The following is a 20,087-nucleotide window of genomic DNA, read 5'->3' on the forward strand; positions in this document are numbered from 1 at the left end:
AACGACCAGTCGACAAACGGCGCCAACGCCCGCTCACACACAGCCATCCGCTCGGCGAACACCGGCCACGAAAGCAGGAGTTCACGGCCCATCCCGATCCACTGACCACCCTGACCGGGGAAGACGAAGACGACTCCGGAGTCCGTCCGCGCGGGCAGCGACCGCTCGGCGGCAACCAGTTCTTCAAGGCCCGCAAGGAGTTCGTCCGCATCCGCGCCGACCACCACGGCCCGCTGCTCCAGAGCGGCCCGTCCGGCCAGCCCCGCCGCAACACCCGCGACCCACTTCCGGTCTACGGGGCCCGCGGCCCGCCGGCCCCGTACGAACTCCGCGAGCCGCGCCGCCTGGCCGCGTACGCCCGCCGCGTCCCGTCCCGACACCACCCACGGCACCGGTCCGGACAGGTCCACCTGAGGCTCGGGAGCAGGCGCGACCGCGGGCGCCTCCTCAAGGATCACGTGCGCGTTGGTGCCACTGACCCCGAACGAGGACACGCCCGCGCGCCGCAGCCGCCCCTCCCCCGGCCATTCCACCGGCTCCGTCAGCAGACGCACGTCCCCGGCCGACCAGTCCACGTGCGGCGAGGGCTCGTCGACGTGCAGGGTCTCCGGAAGCCTCCCGTGCCGCATGGCCATCACCATCTTGATGACCCCGGCCACACCCGCGGCCGCCTGCGTGTGCCCGATGTTCGACTTCACCGACCCCAGCCACAGCGGACGGCCCTCCGGCCGGTCCTGCCCGTACGTGGCAAGAAGCGCCTGCGCCTCGATCGGGTCACCCAGCCTCGTACCCGTCCCGTGCGCCTCCACCACGTCCACCTCGCCGGCGGACAGACCCGCGTTCGCCAGCGCCTGCCGGATCACCCGCTGCTGCGACGGACCGTTCGGAGCCGTCAGACCGTTCGAGGCGCCGTCCTGATTGACGGCCGACCCGCGCAGTACCGCGAGGACCCGGTGGCCGTTCGCCACCGCGTCCGACAACCGCTCAAGGAGCACCAGGCCGACGCCCTCGGCGGGACCGAATCCGTCCGCCGCCGCCGAGAACGCCTTGCACCGCCCGTCGGCCGAGAGACCCCGCTGCCGGCTGAACTCCACGAAGGTCTGCGGCGTCGACATCACGGAGACCCCGCCTGCCAGCGCCATGGAGCACTCGCCGGAACGCAGCGCCTGCGCCGCCATGTGCAGCGCCACGAGCGACGACGAGCACGCCGTGTCGACCGTCACCGCCGGACCCTCGAAGCCGAAGGTGTACGCCACCCGGCCGGAGGCCACGCTGCCCGCGCTGCCGTTGCCGAGATAGCCCTCCAGCTCCGACGGCACGGCGCTCAGCCGCGAGCCGTAGTCGTGGTACATGAGCCCGGCGAACACACCGGTGCGGCTTCCCCGGAGGCGCGCCGGGTCCACCCCGGCGTCCTCCAGGGTCTCCCAGGCGACCTCGAGGAGCAGCCGCTGCTGCGGGTCCGTCGCCAGCGCCTCGCGTGGACTGATCCCGAAGAAGTCGGCGTCGAACTCGGCGGCGTCGTGCAGGAATCCGCCCTGGCGGACGTAGCTGTGTCCGAGTCGTCCGGCGTCGGCGTCGTAGAGCCGCTCGACGTCCCATCCTCGGTCGGCGGGGAACGGTCCCACGCCGTCCACGCCGTCGGCCACCATGCGCCAGAGGTCGCCGGGGGAACTCACACCGCCCGGGAAGCGGCAGCCGATTCCCACGATGGCGATCGGCTCGGCGGCCGCCTCCGAATCCACGGCCACGGCCACGGCCTCGGCCGAGGGTGAGGGCGAGGCCCCGGTCCCGGTCCCGTGCGGACCGTCGGCCGGGAACAGCAGCTCGTGCAGCAGGCCGGCGACGGCGGCCGGGGTGGGGTGGTCGAAGAGCAGCGTCACCGGCAGCCGCAGTCCTGTCGCCGCGGCCAGGCGGTTGCGGAGTTCGACGGACGTGAGGGAGTCGAACCCGGCGTCCTGGAACGACTGGTCGGTGTCGACGTGTGCAGGGGAGGTGTGGCCGAGGACGACCGCGGTGTGGCCGCGGACCAGGTCGAGCAGCCGGGTGGCCCGCTCGGTGCCCGACAGCGCCTGGAGCCGTGCCCGGAGGTCGCCGTCCGACGGTTCCGCCGTACTCGGCGAGGTGGCTGCGGCGGTGCGGCGGGAAGGCGCGGGGGCCAGGGCGCGCAGCATCCCGGTCGCGGGCGCCCGGGCCGCGTCGATCTTCACCGGTACGAGGTGGGCGTCCTGACCGGCCAGCGCGGCGTCCAGCAGGAGGAGTGCCTCCTCGGTGGGCAGCGGGCGCAGTCCGGCTCGGTGCAGCCGGGCCAGGTCGGCGCGGCCGAGGTGGCCGGTCATGCCGCTGGCCTGCGCCCAGGGGCCCCAGCCCAGGGCGAGGGCGGGCAGGCCGTCGGCGCGGCGCTGCTGCGCGAGGGCGTCGAGGTAGGCGTTGGCCGCCGCGTAGTTGGCCTGTCCGGGTCCGCCGAGGGTGGCCATGACCGAGGAGAACAGGACGAAGGCGGTGAGCTCCATGTGCCGGGTCAGGTCGTGCAGGTGCCAGGCGGCGTCCACCTTCGGGCGCAGGGCCGCCTGGACGTGGGTCTCGTCGAGGGCCGGGAGGGTGGCGTCGGCGAGCACTCCGGCGGCGTGGAACACCGCGGTGAGCGGGTGCTCGGCCGGGATGTCGGCGAGCAGCGCGGCGAGCGCGGCGCGGTCGGCGGTGTCGCAGGCGGTGAGGGTGACCTCGGCGCCCAGGCCGGTGAGTTCGGCGCGCAGGCTCTCGGCCTCCGGCGCGTCGGCACCCTGACGGCTGGTCAGGAGGAGCTGCGTCACGCCGTGGTGGGTGACGAGGCGCTGGGCGAGCAGCCGGCCGAGGGTGCCGGTGCCGCCGGTGATCAGTACGGTGCCGCCCTCTGCCGGGCGGAAGGGCGTACCGCCGTCGGTACGCGGCCGGTGGACGAGCCGGGGCGTACGGATCTCGCCTGCGCGTAGGGCCAGTTGGGGCTCCCCGGTGGCGATCGCGGCGGCCAGTGCGTCGGCGGTCGGATCGACGTCGGTGTCAGTGTCGACGTCGGTGTCAGTGTCGGCGTCGGCGTCGGCGTCGGCGTCGGCGTCGGCGTCCAGCAGGAGGAAGCGGCCGGGGTATTCCGACTGTGCCGACCGGAGCAGGCCCCAGATCGCCGCGGCCGCGGGGTCGTCGGGTCCGTCGGCCGGGCCGGTGCGGACGGCCGCACGGGTGATGACGGCCAGCGGAACGTCCGCGAACCGCTCGTCCGCCAGCCATGCCTGGAGGAAGCCGAGCGTCTCGGTCACCAGGTCGTGTGTCCGGGCCGGGTGCGCCGGGTTCTCCGCCGGTCCGGCGCCGGTCCGCATGGGGTGGTAGGTGACCAGCGCCGGAACCGGCGTGCCGCCGTCCATCGCGCGGGCCAGTTCGGCGAGCCCGGGGTAGGTGTCGGCGCCCCGGGGGTGGGTGCCGTGCGGCGACAGGTCGACGATCGCCCGGTCGCGGGCCGGCCGGGGGACGTCCGGTGCCGCGAGGGTGGTCCAGTCGACCAGGTACAGATCGTGCTGGGCGGCCGGGGCGGCGAGCTGCCCGACGTCGACCGGGCGCAGCGTCAGCGCGTCCACCTCGGCGACGAGCCCGCCGGCGGGGTCGGTCGCCGTCAGGCGGGTGCCGCCGTCGGGTCGCCGGCGCAGGTGCACCCGAAGCGCGGTCGCGGCACTCGCCCGCAGCCGTACTCCGGTCCAGGAGAAGGGGAGCATGACCCGGTCGTCGTCCCACACCAGCGGGTGCAGGGCGGCGTCGAGCAGCGCGGGGTGCAGTCCGTACGCGGCGGCGTCCGGGGTGAGCGCGCTGTCCAGTTCTACGTCGCAGAACAGGTCGTCGCCCAGACGCCAGAGCCGGCGCAGTCCGCGGAACGCGGGCCCGTAGCCGAAGCCCAGTGCGTCGAGGTGGGCGTAGGCGTCGTCCACCGGGACTGTCTCGGCGCCGGCCGGTGGCCATGAGACCGCCGGTTCCGTCGGTGGGGCCGCGTCGGCGGCGGGCGCGAGGGTACCGCGGGCGTGGCAGGTCCATTCGGGCCGCTCGCCGCTGCCGGCGGTGTGGATGCCGACGGGCCGTCGGCCGTCCGCGTCCGGGGCTCCGACGACCACCTGGGTGCGTACGGTGCCGGCGGTGGGCAGCACGAGGGGGGCCTGGAGCACCAGTTCCTCGATGTCCGGGCAGCCCGTCCGGTCGCCGGCCTGGACGGCCAGCTCGACGAAGGCCGTGGCGGGCAGCAGGACGGTGCCCAGCACGGTGTGGTCGGCCAGCCAGGGCTGGGTCTGGAGTGACAGCGTGCCGGTGAGCGCCACCCCGCCGCTGTCGGCGAGGGGGACGGCCGCGGGGAGCAGCGGATGCGCGGTGGTGTCGAGACCTGCCGCGGACACGTCCGGTCCGCTGCTCGGGGGCGTCAGCCAGTGGCGCTGCCGCCGGAAGGGATAGGTGGGCAGCTCGACGGGGTGCGCGGGGGTCGCCTCGGCGTGCGGGTCCCAGCGGACGGGCGTGCCGGTCGCGTGCAGGCGTGCCAGGGAGGTCAGGAGGTTCGCGAGGCCGCCGTCCTCCCGGTGCAGGGTGCCGGTGACGGTCGCGGCCGCGCCGTCGTCACCGTGGTGTTCGAAGGTGTTCTGGAGGGCGAGGGTGAGGACCGGGTGCGGGCTGATCTCGACGAAGTTCCGGTGTCCGGCGGCGAGCAGTTCGCCGGTGGCGTCGGCGAAGCGGACCGTCTGCCGGAGGTTGCGGAACCAGTAGTCGGCGTCCAGTGCTCCGGTGTCGGTGATCTCGGTGCCGGTGACGGTGGAGTGGAAGGGGATGTCGCCGCGCCGGGGCGTGATCCCGGCCAGTTCGGTGGCCAGCTGTTCCCGGACGGGTTCCACCTGCGCGGAGTGCGAGGCGTAGTCGACGGCGATGCGGCGTGCGGACACCTGGCGCTCGGTGCATTCGGCGAGCAGTTCGGTCAGGGCTTCCGCATCTCCGGCGACGACGACGGCCCTGGGCCCGTTGACGGCCGCCACCTCCAGGCGGTCGCCCCAGCGACCGATCAGCTCGGTGACCTCGGGCAGCGGCAGCGGCAGCGACGCCATGCCGCCCCGGCCGGCGAGCACCGCGATCGCCTGGCTGCGCCGGCACACGATCCGGGCGGCGTCGTCCAGCGACAGCGCTCCCGCGAGGTGCGCGGCGGCGATCTCGCCCTGGGAGTGCCCGACGACCGCGTCGGGCCGCACACCGTACGTCTCCCAGCTGCGGGCCAGGGAGACCATCACCGCGAAGAGCACCGGCTGGACGACGTCGACCCGGTCGAGGGCGGGCGCGTCCGGCTCGCCGCGCAGCACGGCCAACGGCGAGAACTCCAGATACGGCTGGAGCGCCGCGGCGCAGTCGGTCAGGTGCTCGCGGAAGACCGGTGACTCGTCCATCAGCCGCGCGCCCATCCCGGCCCACTGGGAGCCCTGGCCGGGGAAGACGAAGACGGTCCTGCGGTCGGCGGTGGCGGTGTCCTGGATGAGGTGGCGGGCGGTCTCGCCGTCGGCGAGCGCCCGCAGGCCGGTCAGGAACGCGTCGCGGTCGCCGCCGACCACCACGGCCCGGTGGGTGAGTGCGGCTCGTCCCGTGTGGAGGGTGTGCGCGACGTCCGCGGGAGGGGCGTCCGGGTGGTCGCGCAGCCAGTCGTGCAGCAGTTCGGCCTGGCGGCGCAGCGCGCGCGGGTCGCGGGCCGACAGCGGCCACGGCACGGCCGCCGGGACGGGGCCGGGGGTCTCGGACTCCGGCACCCACCCCGGCTCCCTCTCCCTCTCCTGCTCCTGCTCCTGCTCCTGCTCCTGCTCCTGCGACGCCTGCTCCAGGATGACGTGGGCGTTGGTGCCGCTGATGCCGAACGACGACACCCCGGCACGGCGCGGTCGGTCCACGTCCGGCCAGGGGGTGGGCTCGGGCAGCAGCGCGGCGGCGCCCGCGTCCCAGTCGACGTGCGAGGACGGGCGGTCCAGGTGGAGGGTGCGGGGCAGCATGCCGTGCCGCATCGCCATGACCATCTTGATCACACCGGCGACTCCGGCGGCGGCCTGGGTGTGCCCGATGTTCGACTTGAGCGAACCGAGCAGCACCGGCCGGTCGGCCGGGCGGTCCTGGCCGTAGGTGGCGAGGACGGCCTGTGCCTCGATCGGGTCGCCCAGTGTCGTGCCGGTGCCGTGTGCCTCGACGGCGTCCACGTCGGCCGCGGCGAGTCCGGCCGTGTCCAACGCCTGCCGGATGACGCGGCGCTGGGCGCCTCCGTTGGGTGCGGTCAGGCCGTTGCTGGCACCGTCCTGGTTCACCGCGGACCCGCGCAGGACGGCCAGTACCCGGTGCCCGTGACGGTTCGCGTCGGACAGCCGCTCAAGGAGCAGGACGCCCACGCCCTCGCTCCAGGCGGTGCCGTCGGCGGCCTCGGCGAACGGCTTGCAGCGTCCGTCCGGGGCCAGTCCGCGCTGCCTGCTGAACTCGGCGAACATGCCGGGCGTCGCCATCACGGTCACGCCGCCGGCCAGCGCCATGGAGCACTCGCCGCGCAGCACCGCCTGTCGGGCCAGGTGCAGCGCCACCAGCGAGGAGGAACACGCCGTGTCGACGGTCAGCGCCGGTCCTTCAAGGCCCAGCGTGTACGCCACTCGCCCGGACGCCACGCTGGAGGTGCTGCCGGTCAGCACGTACCCCTCGTAGCCCGCCGGCGCGTCGTCGAGACGCGAGCCGTAGTCCTGCGAGGTCGCGCCGAGGAACACACCGGTGTCGCTGCCGCGCAGCCCGGTGGGGTCGACCCCGGCCCGCTCCAGCGCCTCCCACGAGGTCTCGAGGAGCAGCCGCTGCTGCGGGTCCATCGCGTCGGCCTCGCGCGGGCTGATGCCGAAGAAGGCCGCGTCGAACTGGGCCGCGTCGTGCAGGAAGCCGCCCTGCCGTACGTAACTGCGTGGGCCGTTCCCGGGGTCCGGGTCGAACAGTTCGTCGAGCCGCCAGCCGCGGTCCTCGGGGAAGTCCGTGATGGCGTCGGTTCCTTCGGCGAGCAGCCGCCACAGGTCCTCGGGGGACCGGACGTCGCCGGGGAAGCGGCAGCCGATGCCGACGATCGCGACCGGCTCGGCCTCGTCGGGGACCGCGCCGGGGGCGACCGTCGCGGCGGGGGCCGACGGGAGCAGTTCGTTCCACAGGTGGCGGGCCAGCCGGGCCGGGGTCGGGTGCTCGAACAGTACGGTGGCGGGCAGGTGCAGCCCGGTGGCGGTGTTCATCCGCCGCCGCATCTCGACCGCCGTCATCGAGTCGAAGCCGAGGTCCCGGAACGACCGGTCGGTCTCGATGCCCTCCGCCGAGTCGTGCTCCAGGACCAGCGCCGCCCCGTCCCTGACCAGGTCGAGCATCATCCGGTCACGGTCGGCCTCGCGGAGCCCCGCGAGCCGGTCCGCCAGGGACTGCCGAGCATTGGCCGTGGTGGGCGGCTCCTCGGCCCCGTCGGTCTCCGGGGCCGGGATCCGCGGGGAGGAGGATGGCGGGGACACGGTCTCCGGCGCCGTTCCGGCAGGCACGTCCCACCAGTGGCGCTCACGCTGGAAGGGGTAGGTCGGCAGCGGCACGCGCCGTCCGTCCGGGTCGGCGAGCACCGCTGACCAGTCCACGGGGGTGCCCTGGGTGTGGGCCTCGGCCAGGCTGGTCAGGAACCGTCGCCGGCCGCCGTCGCCACGGCGCAGCGAGCCCGTACCGGCAGTGGGCACCCCGGCCGCCTCGGCCGTGTCGGCCACTGCGGCGAGCAGGGCCGGGTGCGGACTGCACTCCACGAACTGCCGGTGCCCGTCGGCCAGCAGCAGCCGTACGGTCTCCTCGAACCGGACCGTCCGCCGCAGGTTCCGGAACCAGTGGCCGGCGTCCAGACCGGCTGTGTCCACGACCTCGGCGGTGACCGTCGAATAGAACGGGATCTCTCCCGAACGCGCGGACACCCCGGCGAGGGACCGGACGAGGTCCTCACCGATCTCCTCCGTCTGTGTGGAGTGCGAGGCGTAGTCGACGGGCAGACGGCGTGCCTGGAAGCCCTCCGCTGCCACCTGGTCCACGAAGCGGTCCACCGCGTCGGGCTCACCGGCGACCACCGTCGACACGGGCCCGTTCACGGCCGCGACCGACAGATCCCCGGCCGCGCTGTCGACACGTCGTACGACCTCGTCCGCGGGCATCGACACCACGGCCATCGCGCCCCGGCCCGACAGGCTCCGCAGCGCCCGGCTCCGCAGGGCGACGACTCGGGCCGCGTCCTCCAGGGACAGCGCCCCCGCCACGTGGGCGGCGGCGATCTCGCCCTGGCTGTGACCCACCACCGCCGCCGGACGCACACCCAGTGATTCCCACAGCCGCGCCAGCGACGTCATCACGGCGAACAGCGCCGGCTGCACCACGTCCACCCGGTCGAGGGACGGTGCTCCGGGCTCCCCTCGGAGCACCGGCAGCAACGACCAGTCGACGTACGGCCGCAACGCTCGCGCACACGCCCGCAGATGCTCCGCGAAGACCGGGAACTCCTCGTACAGGTCCAGTCCCATGCCGGCCCACTGCGAGCCCTGACCGGGAAAGACGAACACGACGTCACCCGGGACGGCCTGCCCCGTCACCACGTCCGGTGAGGACTCCGCGCCGGCCAGCGCCGTCAGCGCATCCATCCGCGCCGTACGGTCGTCACCGAGCACCACGGCCCGGTGCTCGAACAGCGTGCGGTGTTCTGCCAGTGTGTGGCCGACGTCGACGGGCGGCAGGTCCGGTTCGGACTCGACGCGGGCCCGCAGGCGGTCCGCCTGGTCACGGAGCGCGGCGGCGGAGCGGCCCGAGAGCACCCACGGCACCGGACGGGGTGTGGGCTCCTCCCCCGCACCGTCGCCGTCGCCGTCGCTGCCGCCGGTCCCGGTCCCGACGCCGGACCCGTCCGTTGCCGTTGCCGTTGCCGTTGCCGTTGCCGTTGCCGTTGCCGTTGCCGTTGCCGTTGCCGTTGCCGTTGCCGTTGCCAGAACGACATGGCAGTTGGTGCCCCCCATGCCGAACGAACTCACACCGGCGAAGGCCGGGCCCGCGTCCTCGGGCCAGGGCGTGGGCTCCTGGACGATGCTCAGCCGCAGCTCGTCCAGGGGGATGTCCGGATGGGCCCGGGTGAAGTTCAGGCTCGGCGGGATCCGGCGACGGGCCAGTGACAGGACCGTCTTGACCAGACCGGCGATGCCCGCGGCGCCCTCCAGGTGGCCGATGTTCGTCTTCACCGATCCGACCAGCAGGGGGCTGGCCGCCGGCCGGCCCGCGGAGAGTGCGGCGCCCAGCGCGCCCGCCTCGACGGGGTCGCCGACGCGCGTACCGGTGCCGTGCAGTTCCACGTATCCCACGTGGTCCGGGGGCACTCCGGCACGCCGGTACGCCGCCCGCAGCACCTCCGTCTGCGCCCGCGTGCTGGGGCTGGTCAGACTCGCGCCGCCGCCGTCGTTGTTGACCGCGCTGCCCCGGATCTCGCAGTAGACGACGTCGCCGTCGGCCCGTGCCCGGTCCAGGGGCTTGAGCACCACCATGGCCCCGCCCTCGCCGCGCACGAATCCGTCGGCGCGGTCGTCGAAGGTGTGGCTGCGGCCCGTGGGCGAGAGCGCGCCGAACCGGGCGGCGGCCACGGCGCTCTCCGGAACGAGATTGAGGTGCACTCCACCGACGAGCGCTATCTCGGACTCCCCCCGGCGCAGGCTCTCCGCCGCCAGGTGTACCGCGACCAGGGACGACGACTGGCCGGTGTCGACGGTGAGGCTCGGCCCGTTCAGGCCGAGGCGGTAGGAGACCCGGTTGGCGATGACGCTCCGGTGCAGGCCGGTGAGGCTGTGCGCGCCGATCGTCGCCATGCCCTGGCGGTGCAGCAGGCGGGCGTAGTCGTCCGCGATCGCGCCGACGAACACACCTGCCGGCCGGCCCCGCAGCGTCTCCGGGACGATTCCCGCGTCCTCCAGTGCCTCCCAGCACAGTTCGAGCGTCAGTCGCTGCTGCGGATCCATGGTCCGTGCCTCGCGCGGTGAGATGCCGAAGAACGCCGCGTCGAACCGGTCCACCTCGTCCAGGAACGCGCCCCGTCGAGCCGCCTCCTCGGACGGCTCCTCCTGCCATCGGCCCGCCGGCACCTCCCCGACGGCGCTGCGTCCGTCCGCAAGGAGCCGCCAGAACTCCTCGGGCGTGGCGGCCCCGGGGAGCCGGCAGGACACCCCGACCACGGCGATCGGCTCACAGCCGATACCGCCGTCGACGTCAGTCGCCGATTCCAGCATTGCTGAAGTCACCTCCGGGTCATGAGGAAAACGAACGGGGACGGGCGGGCTCGGAGTGCCGGCGCGCGGCGGAACGCCCGCAGCGCCGTATGCGTCCGGCTGGGGTATGTACACGGGAAGCGGAGTGAGGGGTGTCAGGTCGGATCGGGGCGAAGGAGCGGGGAGCCACCGGCTCCCGATCCCTTGGCGCACGCCTCCGCCGGGCGCCGGTGCCGGTGGCGGATCCCCCGCCGGCGGGCCGGCCCTCCCGACGGTCTACGGCTCACTCGTCAGGACACACGAGACAGGTCCTGGAAAGCGGCGATGCGGTCGCTGACCTCCGAAGCCACCGCGGCCTGCTGGTCGTTCAGATAGAAGTGCCCTCCGGGGAAGGTGCGCATCGAGAAGCCGCCATCGGTGAGCTGCTCCCAGGCGCGGCCGTCGTCGGCGCTCACCCGGGGGTCGCTGTCGCCGACGAGCACGCCGATCGGGGCCCCGAGCCGATCGCCCTCCCGGTAGCGGTAGGTCTCGACCGCCCGGTAGTCGGCCCGCAGGGCCGGCAGGACCATGCGCAGCAGTTCGTCGTCGGCCAGCAGACTCGGGTCGGTGCCGCTCAGTGCGCGGATCTCCGCGATGATGTCGTCGTCGCCCCGCAGGTGCACGTTCTCGTCCCGGTGGATCACCGGAGCCCGACGGCCGGACGCGATCAGCCCGAGCAGTGCGCCCGGGGCCGAACGCTCGATCCGCAGCGCCAGTTCGAAGCCGACGACCGATCCCATGCTGTGCCCCAGGATGACGAGCTGCCGCTCCGGGGCGGGCTCCAGCAGATCGCAGATGCGGTCCGCCAGTGTGTGCACGTTGTCGATCGGCGTCTCCTTCCGCCGGTCCTGACGGCCCGGATACTGCACGCAGACCACGTCCACGGCAGGAGCCAGTCGCCGGGCCAGGGGAAGGAACTGTGACGCCGCACCGCCCGCGTGCGGCAGGCAGAGCAACGTGACCGTGCCCGGCAACGCAGGTTCGTATCGGCGGAACCACTGGTCCCGATCCGCGGCTACGGACATCGGCAAGGAACCCCGTCTCAGCGCAGTCAGCCGGCGCATCCGCCGCCTGACAAGCCTCAGTGTCGTCTCGGCAATTCGAACCTCAACGTAACCGGCGCTCCCTGCGCGGCGACAGTGATCACACCCCTAACCCCACCCCTGCCGTGTGGCCGCGCGGCCCCAGTTCATCGTCCGCGATCGCCCCCTCACCAGGCATGAGGCGGCCTGAGCGCCCACCCCTGCCACCCCTACCACCCCTAGGGGCAGCGCTCGGGGTGGCAGGGGCTCGGTCGTGCTCTCGATCGGACGTGGAGGGGTTCAGTGGTCCGCCGAGCCCACCAGGCCCAGCTCCACCGGCAGGCCGAAGCGACTGCTCACCCCGAGCTTTCGGTACGTCTTGGTGAGATGCTGCTCCACCGTGCTCACGGTGATGAAGAGGGTCTGGCTTATCTCGCGGTTGCTCCGCCCCTGTGCCGCCAGCGCCGCGACCTTGCGCTCGGCTTCACTGAGCAGGGCGAACCGGTGGATCGTCTTCCGCAACGTCGGGGTCTCGCCCGGTTCCTCTGCGCTGCCGGAATTCTGCAGCCTCCAGTAGAGCGGCTCGGCCCCGCACATCTTGGCCATCCGCTTCGCCTGATGGGAAATAAGTCTGAATTCGGCGAAATGGCCGCACTCAAGTTCGGCGTCACTCGAATCGGCGAGCGCAAGGGCCAACTCCAGTCGGTCCCCGGAATCGAGGAGCACCTTCACCGCGTCCCTCAGCATGGAAGCCCGGGCCGGCTGCTTGAGCGTCGCGGCCGTGATCCGCAGAGTGCGACCACGCACTCGCTTGTTGTCGACGTTCGCCAACGTCAACTGCTCGTCGAGGACGCCTTTGGCACTGCGTGCGTCGTCGAGGCGCAGCCACGCCTCGGCCAGGTCGCTTCGCCACGGGACGAAATTCGCGTGGTCGAGAACGGTTCCGGAGAGAAGACGACCGCAGGTCTGAAAGTCCGCCAAAGCCGCGTACGGACGGTTGTTCTCGATGTAGAAACGTCCACGGGCGTGCAGGAAGTGCAGCCAGAACGGATTTCGGCGTGCCTCGGGAAGCGCCTCCTTGATGAGCGTCTCCGCCTCGTCCGTCTTGCCCATGGCCGTGGTGGCGTGGACGAGACAGGACAGCGGCAGGCCGAGGGCCGCACCCCAGTTGTGCTGAGGCATCACGGTCACGGCACGGCGGGAGTGCCGCTCGGCATCGACCAGGTCTCCCCTGCGTGCCGCCACCAGCCCCTGGACAGCCGCGAGCATGGCCACCCAGGCCACGGCCTGGAGCGCTTCGGCCTCCGGCCTGAGCGTCTCGCACCAGGCCTGGGCAGCGTCCAACCTGTCGTCGAAGGTGAGGACGAGCAGGGCGGACAGCACGGTGACCGGTAGGGCGTCGGCGATTCTGCAGCACTGCAGGACCTGTTCGGCACTCTTGGCGAGATCACTCCACGACTCGCACTCGACTTTCTGCTCGGGGCGACGCGTCGAGGAGGTCTCCTCCGCGCCGTCCGTTCCCTTGAAAGGCACCACCCATCGAATCCACTGACGCGCGAGCGCCAGCTCGGCCGCACCGGTCAGATCGCACTCGTCCTCCTTCATCTCGACCCGATCGAGCGCCAGGGCGGCCTCGTCTGCGCGGCCCTGCCAGGCAAGGAAGGTACTGAGCGCCACGATGTCCCGCGTGGCCAGACTCCCGTCCTGGAGCAAGGAGTACAGCGGAACCAGCAGGGAGGTGACCGCCGTCGGCTTGGTCAGCCACAGGACCCGTACCAGGGCCCCCATGACCTCGGCCCGCTCCTGAGCATCGCCGCAGGCCTGGCGGGCGACCTCGAGAAACTCGGCCGCGCGGCTCGGGTTCCCTTCCCTCAGTGCTTGCCAGGCCGCGTTGCGGAGGACGTCCACGGACCAGTTCTCCGCGATACCTCCTGCGGCGACGAGTCGTTCGGCGACCTCCGACGGCACGGCCCCGTCGGAGTGCAGCAGCAGTGCGGTGCGCTCGTAGAGTGCGGCGAGCGCCTCCCCGCCGAGGCCGCTCAACGCGGCGGCCCGGGCGGCCTGATGGCTGAACCAGCCGGAGCGGAGCAGGCCCGTTTCGGCAAGGGCGTTCAACGCCTCCACCACCGTCCGCTGCTCGCTGGTGAGCAGCCGCGCCAGTACGTCGGCCGATGTCGGAGCACCGAGGACGGCCAGGCCACGCGCCACATCGAGCAATTGAGGATCCCAGCGATGCAGGCACGCCTCTACCGCGACCTTGAAGTGAGCCCCTTTGAGTGCCGCATCCATCGCGGAAACCGAATCGGCATCTCCCGGCTCACGCTCGTAGAACCCACGACACTGATCCTGGAACAGCGCCTGCAAAAGCAGCGGACTTCCGCCTGTCGCCGCCAGGAAGGAAGGAGCAAGACATTCCGCGCTCGCCTCGCCAAGACGTCGCTGCCGCAGCCATTCGGTCACGCCTTCGAGTGACAGCGGCTGCAAATTCAGGAGATGAAAGTACGGCTGCTTGATGAATTCTGCCAGCACAAGCGGAGGCTTGGAGCTGAATATCCGCCACTCGGCGAATACGGCGACGACGGGACTCGACGCGAGTCGGCGAAGCATCAGAAGGAGGGCGTGCATACTGGCCGGATCCGCGTACTGCGTGTCGTCGACAGCCAGCACCAGAGGTTGCCCACCAGCGGCTTCGAGGAGAATCTCGGTCAGTTCGTCCACCGCGCAAGCACTCAGCGAAGAGTCCAGGGAATCCGCTCCCTGGAGAGCCAGGAGCCGATCGAACCGCTCCCCCTGCTCAGTGCTCAGCTCGATGGAGCGGAATAACTGTGACAGCACGCCTAAGGGGTGGAGCTGTCCCGAGCGTGCCCCCGACGCGCTCAGGACCAGGGCGCCGGCACTCTTCGCGAACCCGGAGAAGCTGGACAAGAGCGTTGTTTTCCCGACACCACCCGGGCCCGTCACGAGGGCAACCGTTCGGCCGTTTGTCGTGCACTCATTCAACATTCGCTTGAGGCTTTGAAGCTCGACGTATTTCTCGATCACGACCACTGAACAGCTCCCCGAATTTACTTTGCACTTACTTTAACCACTTAACTGCATCTTCAACGTAACTTCACCCCCGACAGGCAGTCAAGATCCCCTCCCGAGGGCCTTCACCCAAAGCCTGCCAATTGTTTCATTCCGCTGATATCACACAAACGTCCAGTCATTCATGGCAAAAAGAAGTGCCGGCCGAGACGTGTCTCGGCCGGCACCATCAGCGATCAAGGTCAACTACGGAGGTGTGACGCTCCGTTGAGGTCGAGGATCGTTCCGGAGGACCATTCCGCGGCGGGAGACGCGAGCCACAGGACCGCCTCCGCGATCTCGGCGGGCTCGGCCACCCGGCCGAACGGGCTCTGGGCGCGGATCGCGGCTCCCTCGGCCCCCTCCAGGCGGGACGAGACCCGTTCCGTGGCGAAGAATCCGGGCGCGACCGAGGCGACGGCGATCCCGTACGGGGCGAGGGAGACCGCGAGCGACTGGCCGAGCGCGTGGACGGCGGCCTTGGTGGCACCGTAGGCCGGGTGGTCGGGCTCGCCGCGGAAGGCGCCGCGGGAGCCGATGTTCACGATGCGGCCGCCGGCACCCTGGTCGATCATCCGCCGAGCCGCGAGATGGCTCAGGTTCGCGGTGGCGAGCAGGTTCACGGACACGTGCTGCTGCCAGACCGCCACCCACTCCTCGTACGGGGTCTCGGGGAGGGGGTGGCGGAGGTTCACCGCCGCGTTGTTGACCAGTACGTCGACCCCGCCGAGCGCCTCGGCCGCCGCGTCGACCACGGCCACGGCCCCCGCCGGGTCCGCGAGGTCGCCTCCGACGAGGGCGTGGCCGGTTCCGTCGAGGGACTCCAGGGTGACGCGGGCCTCCTCGGCGCGCGAGCCGAAGTGGACGGCGACCCGGTCGCCGTTGGCCGCGAACGCCTGGGCGACCGCCCGGCCCAGTCCCCGTGAGGCACCGCTGACGAGGACACGACGGCCGGAAGCGGGCAGTTTCATCGGAGGGCCTTCCGCGCGGGGACGTAGCGAAGATCATTCTGCACGGCGGCCCCGTGGCCCCGGACGGCGGCACCGTGGCCGGTGCGGAACTGCCGGCCGCGGCCCACGGCTCAGAGGACTGTCAGGGCGATCCTGCCCATGGCTCAGAGGACCGTCAGAGCAATCCCGCCCACGGCTCGGAGGACCGTCAGAGGGATTGCCCGTGACTCAGACGACCGCCAGGACGATCTTGCCCGTGGTGCGGCCCAGTTCGCCGATCGTGTGGGCCTTCGCCGCCTCGGCGAGCGGCACGACGACCTCGACCACCGGCCTGAGCCGCCCGCCTTCCACCAGGGCCGCGATCTCGCGCAGGCCGAGGTGGTCGGGCTCCACCAGGACCCAGGCCGCCCGTATCCCGTCCTGCGCGGCGGGTACGTCGTCCGGGCCCGGCAGGGTGATCAGCCTGCCCCCGTCACGGAGCACCTTCAGGGAGCGTTCCGCCGTCTCTCCCCCGATGCCGTCCAGGACCACGTCCACGTCCGAGACGACGTCCTCGAAGCGGGTCGCACGGTAGTCGACCACCTCGTCCGCGCCCAGCTCGCGCACCAGGTCGTGCTTGCCCGCGCTCGCCGTGCCGATGACGTACGCCCCGCGGGCCTTGGCGATCTGCACGGCGAGGTGCCCCACTCCTCCGGCCGCCGCGTGCACAAGCACCCGCTCTCCGGGGCGGACGTCCGCCGCGTCGACGAGGGCCTGCCAGGCGGTGAGCGCCGCGAGCGGCAGCGCCGCGGCCTCCACGTGGGTCAGGGAGGCCGGCTTGGGGGCGAGGTGCCGTGCCGGGGCCACCACGTACTCGGCGTACCCGCCGGCCTGCCGGGGGAAGAGCGGCATGCCGAAGACCTCGTCGCCGGGACGGAAGATCCCCACACCGGGGCCGACGGCCTCCACCGTGCCCGACACGTCCCACCCGACGGCCGGGACGGCGCCCCACTCGATGAGGGCCCCGCCGGCACGGGTCTTCCAGTCCACGGGGTTCACTCCGGCCGCGTGGACCCGCACCAGGACCTCGCCCAGGCCGGGCTCAGGGCGCTCCACCTCGCGCTCGACCAGGTTCTCGGGTCCGCCCCACTGCTCCACGACCACCGCACGCATGCTGTCCGCCTCGTTTCCGTCTCGATCGGGGTGCCCCCGGACCGTTCCGGCGGCGATGCGTCCACGATCCGGTACCGCGGTCCCATGCGGTGTTGGCCGTTTGGCCAGCATGTGACAGGATCTGGCCATGGGTGGAACAGCAGAACCGACGAGGGGGACCGCGCGGGAAGTGGCGCCGACGCCACCGCACCGGGTCGCCGTCCTCGCACTGCCCGGCGTGCCTCCGTTCGAGCTCGGCATCCCCTCCCGGGTCTTCGGCAGCGCCGAGGACGCCGACGGCCGTCCCTTGTACGAGGTCACGATCTGTACGGCGGACGGTGCCCCGGTCCTCAGCGACGCCGGGTTCATCGTGCAGCCCTCGGCCGGTCCCGAGGCGCTCGCCGCCGCCGACACCGTGGTCCTCCCGCCCACGCACGCCATGCCCGAGCTCGGCCGTGGCGGCCCGCTGCCGCCCGAGGTCGCCGCGGCCATCGACGGCATCCGGCCAGGCACCCGACTGGTGTCCATCTGCACCGGGTCGTATGTGCTCGCCGCCGCCGGGCTCCTCGACGGCCGGCCTGCCACCACTCACTGGAACCTGGCCCCGGAGTTCCGCAGGGCCTACCCCCGGGTCAAGGTGGACGAGGACGTGCTCTTCGTCGACGACGGCGACGTGCTGACGTCCGCGGGCGTGGCCGCGGGGGTCGACCTGTGCCTGTACATGATCCGCCGCGACCACGGTGCCTCGGTGGCCAACCGCGCCGCCCGCATGTGTGTGGTGCCTCCCTGGCGGGACGGCGGGCAGGCCCAGTTCATCGACCGGCCCGTGCCGGAGCCCACCCTGGCCAGCACCACCGCCACCCGCGCCTGGGCCCTGGAGCACCTCGCCGAGCCCCTCACCCTGGCCCGGCTCGCCGAGCACGCCCGGATGAGTCTGCGGTCCTTCACCCGGCGGTTCCGCGACGAGGTCGGGGTGACCCCGGTGCAGTGGCTCACGGCACAACGACTCGAACTGGCCAGGCAGCTCCTGGAGACGACCGACCTTCCGATCGACCTCGTCGCCCACCGCGCCGGCCTCGGCTCCGGGAACTCCCTGCGCGCACACATGCGTACGGCCTTCGGCGTCTCCCCCGCCGCCTACCGCCGCGCGTTCGGCACCGGCGTCCTCCCGGGACACGGACAGGAGAGGGAACCGTCCGCCTGACCGGTTTCCGGTGGGACACCGCCCCAGGAGGGACGCCGTCGGCGTGCTGTCACGGGACGGCGCGGCATGCGCCTTACGCTGCAACGCCGGGACGAACCCGCCGGGACCGAGCCTCCCCGAAAGCACGGATGTCTTGCTTGCCGTCACCGTCGTCGCGGGCATTCTGTTCACCTGGTGCGTCCTGTCGCGCCGGCTCGCGCTGTGGAGCATCACCGCACCGATCGCCATGATGGTGGCGGGCATCGCCCTCACCAGCGGCTCGGACCCGCCGTTCGTCTTCGACTTCGGCGACCTGGCCGGCTTCGAACGCGCGGTGGAGGTCGTCCTCGCCCTGCTGCTCTTCGTGGACGCGACCGAGGTTCCGGCAGGAGGCATCCGACGGGAGAGGAGAGTCGTCGCCCGTCTCCTGGGCGGCGCGTTGCCGCTGACCCTGGGTGCCGCCTTCCTGGCCGCGCTCGCCTTCTTCCCCGACCGGCCCGGATGGGTGCTCGCGACCCTGGCGACGGTCGTCGTCCCACTCGATCTGGCGCCCGCCGCGGCCCTCGTGCGGGACGAACGCATCCCGGCGCGCCTCCGGGAGGTGCTCAACGTCGAGGGCGGCCTCAGCGACGGAATCGTCTCGCCGGTGTTCCTGATCTGCGTCGCCACCGCCGCCGAGTACCACACGGTGGGCTCCGACTACGCCGAGGCGCTCCTCGACGCCGTCGGTGCGGCGGGCTGGGCCGTCGGAGCCGGATCGCTCGTCGGCTACCTGGCCGGATGGCTGCTGCGCCGGTCCTGGGCGAAGGGCTGGACGCTGCCCGCCGCGGCGAGACTCGCGGTGCTGAGCGTGCCCCTCGCCGCGTACTCCCTGTCCGTTTTCCTGGGCGGCAACGGCTTCGTCGCCTCGTTCGTCGCCGGCGTCTGCGTCGCCCCGGCGATGCGGCATCTCCCCGAGGGCACCGTGCGGATGACGGACGATCTGGTCACCCTGTCGACACTCGCCCTGTGGTTCCTCTTCGGCCAGTTGGTCAGCGACGAGTTCTGGGACGGCTTCCACCTGTCCGTCGTGCTCTACGCCGTCCTCGCCTGCACCCTGGTACGCCTGTTGCCCGTGATGCTCGCCCTCGTCGGTACGGATCTGTCCCTGTCCGACAGGCTGTTCCTGGGGTGGATGGGGCCCAGAGGAGTGGCCTCGGTGGTCTTCGGCCTCCTTGCCGCGATCGAACTGCCCGCCGCCGGTGGCGGTGACTTCATCTCGCGGGTGATGGTGATCACCGTCATGGTCAGCATCGTGCTGCACGGCCTGAGCGCCGAGCCCCTCGGCCGCCGGTACGCCCGGGGGCGGCGCACCTCGTCGGAACCCCGGGTCCGGGGATGAGGGTGGGCGGCGGGCCGGCGTTCACGTCCGGCCCGCCGCACCCGGTCAGGACGGGAGCCACGTCCGCCAGGTGGCCTCGTTCTCCTTCACCCAGCGGCCCGCCGCCTCCTGCGGCGACAGCTTCTGGTCCGCGATCATCAGGGCGACGTCGTTCTGCATGCCGGTCGTCCAGCGGAACCTCTTCAGGAAGGCGGCCGCGTCGCCTCCGCCGTCCGCGAAGCCGGCGTTGAGGAACTTCTGCAGGGGCGTGTGCGGGTACGCGCAGGCCACCTTCTCCGGGTCGGCGTCGCAGCCCTCCTGGTAGGCGGGCAGCTTCACCTCCGTCATCGGGACCTTCTCGAACAGCCACTGGGGCTTGTACCAGTAGCTCAGGAAGGGCTTCTTCTCCTTGGCGAACTGCTTGATCTGCGTGATCTGCGCCGCCTCCGAGCCCGCGAACACGACCTCGTAGTCGAGGTCCAGGTTGTTCACCAGCGCCTTGTCGTTCGTCACGTACGACGGGGAGCCGTCGAGGAGCTGGCCCTTGCCGCCGCTCTCCGCGGTGCGGAACTCGTCGGCGTACTTGTCGAGGTTCCTCCAGTCGGTGACGTCGGGGTGCCGCTCGGCGAAGTACGTCGGCACGAACCAGCCGATGTGGCCGGTCACCCCGAGATCGCCGCCGCGCCTGATCGTGCCCTTGTCGTCGATGTACCGCTTCTCCTGCTCCGGGTGGCCCCAGTCCTCCAGGATGGCGTCCACCCGGCCCTGGCTGAGTGCGTCCCAGGCGGGTACCTCGTCGATCTGGACGGTGTCCACCCGGTAGCCGAGCTTGTGCTCGAGAAGGTACTGGGCGACGGCGACGTTGGCCTGCGCGCCCACCCACGACTGCACGGAGAGCGTGACGGTACGGGAGCCCTTCGCATCGGCGTACGGGGAGGACTGGCGGGTCATGTCGGCGGCGCCGCAGCCCGTGAGGCCCGCCGCCAGGGCAGCGGCGGTCACGAGTGCGGAGCCGCCGAGTGCGATACGTGTGCGAGCCAT

At 72.2% G+C, this 20,087-nt stretch carries 8 protein-coding genes; 2 read left to right on the top strand and 6 right to left on the bottom strand.

Annotated elements, in window-relative coordinates; all coding sequences use genetic code 11:
- The 5 genes from E0F75_RS37150 to E0F75_RS37170 form a co-directional block, all read right to left on the bottom strand.
- Window positions 1–10,316: type I polyketide synthase (locus E0F75_RS37150; RefSeq protein WP_229315394.1), on the bottom strand; the 10,316-nt coding region annotated here is incomplete at its 3' end.
- Between the two features lie 269 nt (window positions 10,317–10,585).
- Complete coding sequence (locus E0F75_RS37155; RefSeq protein ID WP_229315395.1) at window positions 10,586–11,359, bottom strand: thioesterase II family protein; 774 nt, start codon at window positions 11,357–11,359, stop codon at window positions 10,586–10,588.
- A 297-nt stretch (window positions 11,360–11,656) separates the two neighbouring features.
- Window positions 11,657–14,404 carry a LuxR family transcriptional regulator gene (locus tag E0F75_RS40520; protein ID WP_229315396.1) on the bottom strand — a complete coding sequence of 916 codons (2,748 nt, stop codon included), beginning with the start codon at window positions 14,402–14,404 and terminating at the stop codon, window positions 11,657–11,659.
- A gap of 221 nt (window positions 14,405–14,625) precedes the next feature.
- Window positions 14,626–15,393 carry an SDR family NAD(P)-dependent oxidoreductase gene (locus tag E0F75_RS37165; RefSeq protein ID WP_229315397.1) on the bottom strand — a complete coding sequence of 256 codons (768 nt, stop codon included), beginning with the start codon at window positions 15,391–15,393 and terminating at the stop codon, window positions 14,626–14,628.
- 207 nt (window positions 15,394–15,600) lie between these two features.
- Window positions 15,601–16,524, bottom strand: a complete 924-nt coding sequence (locus E0F75_RS37170) for an NADP-dependent oxidoreductase (protein ID WP_229315398.1) — start codon at window positions 16,522–16,524, stop codon at window positions 15,601–15,603.
- 127 nt (window positions 16,525–16,651) lie between these two features.
- Here E0F75_RS37170 and E0F75_RS37175 point away from each other — a divergent pair, with 127 nt between their 5' ends.
- Both E0F75_RS37175 and E0F75_RS37180 read left to right on the top strand, forming a co-directional pair.
- Window positions 16,652–17,707 (top strand): GlxA family transcriptional regulator, encoded by a 1,056-nt coding sequence (locus E0F75_RS37175; RefSeq protein ID WP_229315399.1) that lies wholly within the window; start codon window positions 16,652–16,654, stop codon window positions 17,705–17,707.
- Between the two features lie 133 nt (window positions 17,708–17,840).
- Window positions 17,841–19,067, top strand: a complete 1,227-nt coding sequence (locus E0F75_RS37180) for a sodium:proton antiporter (RefSeq protein WP_229315400.1) — start codon at window positions 17,841–17,843, stop codon at window positions 19,065–19,067.
- Window positions 19,068–19,112: 45 nt separating this feature from the next.
- Here the strand turns inward: E0F75_RS37180 and E0F75_RS37185 are convergent, their stop codons facing one another.
- Window positions 19,113–20,087 (bottom strand): ABC transporter substrate-binding protein, encoded by a 975-nt coding sequence (locus E0F75_RS37185; protein ID WP_229315401.1) that lies wholly within the window; start codon window positions 20,085–20,087, stop codon window positions 19,113–19,115.

It is taken from the genome of Streptomyces sp. CB02980, assembly GCF_014451325.2.
Taxonomy (GTDB): Bacteria; Actinomycetota; Actinomycetes; order Streptomycetales; family Streptomycetaceae; genus Streptomyces.

Excerpts from the sequence above, each read along its gene's own strand:
- E0F75_RS37155 (WP_229315395.1), bottom strand. The coding sequence starts at position 11,359 with ATGTCCGTAGCCGCGGATCGGGACCAGTGGTTCCGCCGATACGAACCT.
- E0F75_RS37165 (WP_229315397.1), bottom strand. The coding sequence starts at position 15,393 with ATGAAACTGCCCGCTTCCGGCCGTCGTGTCCTCGTCAGCGGTGCCTCA.
- E0F75_RS37170 (WP_229315398.1), bottom strand. The coding sequence starts at position 16,524 with ATGCGTGCGGTGGTCGTGGAGCAGTGGGGCGGACCCGAGAACCTGGTC.
- E0F75_RS37175 (WP_229315399.1), top strand. The coding sequence starts at position 16,652 with ATGGGTGGAACAGCAGAACCGACGAGGGGGACCGCGCGGGAAGTGGCG.
- E0F75_RS37185 (WP_229315401.1), bottom strand. The coding sequence starts at position 20,087 with ATGGCTCGCACACGTATCGCACTCGGCGGCTCCGCACTCGTGACCGCC.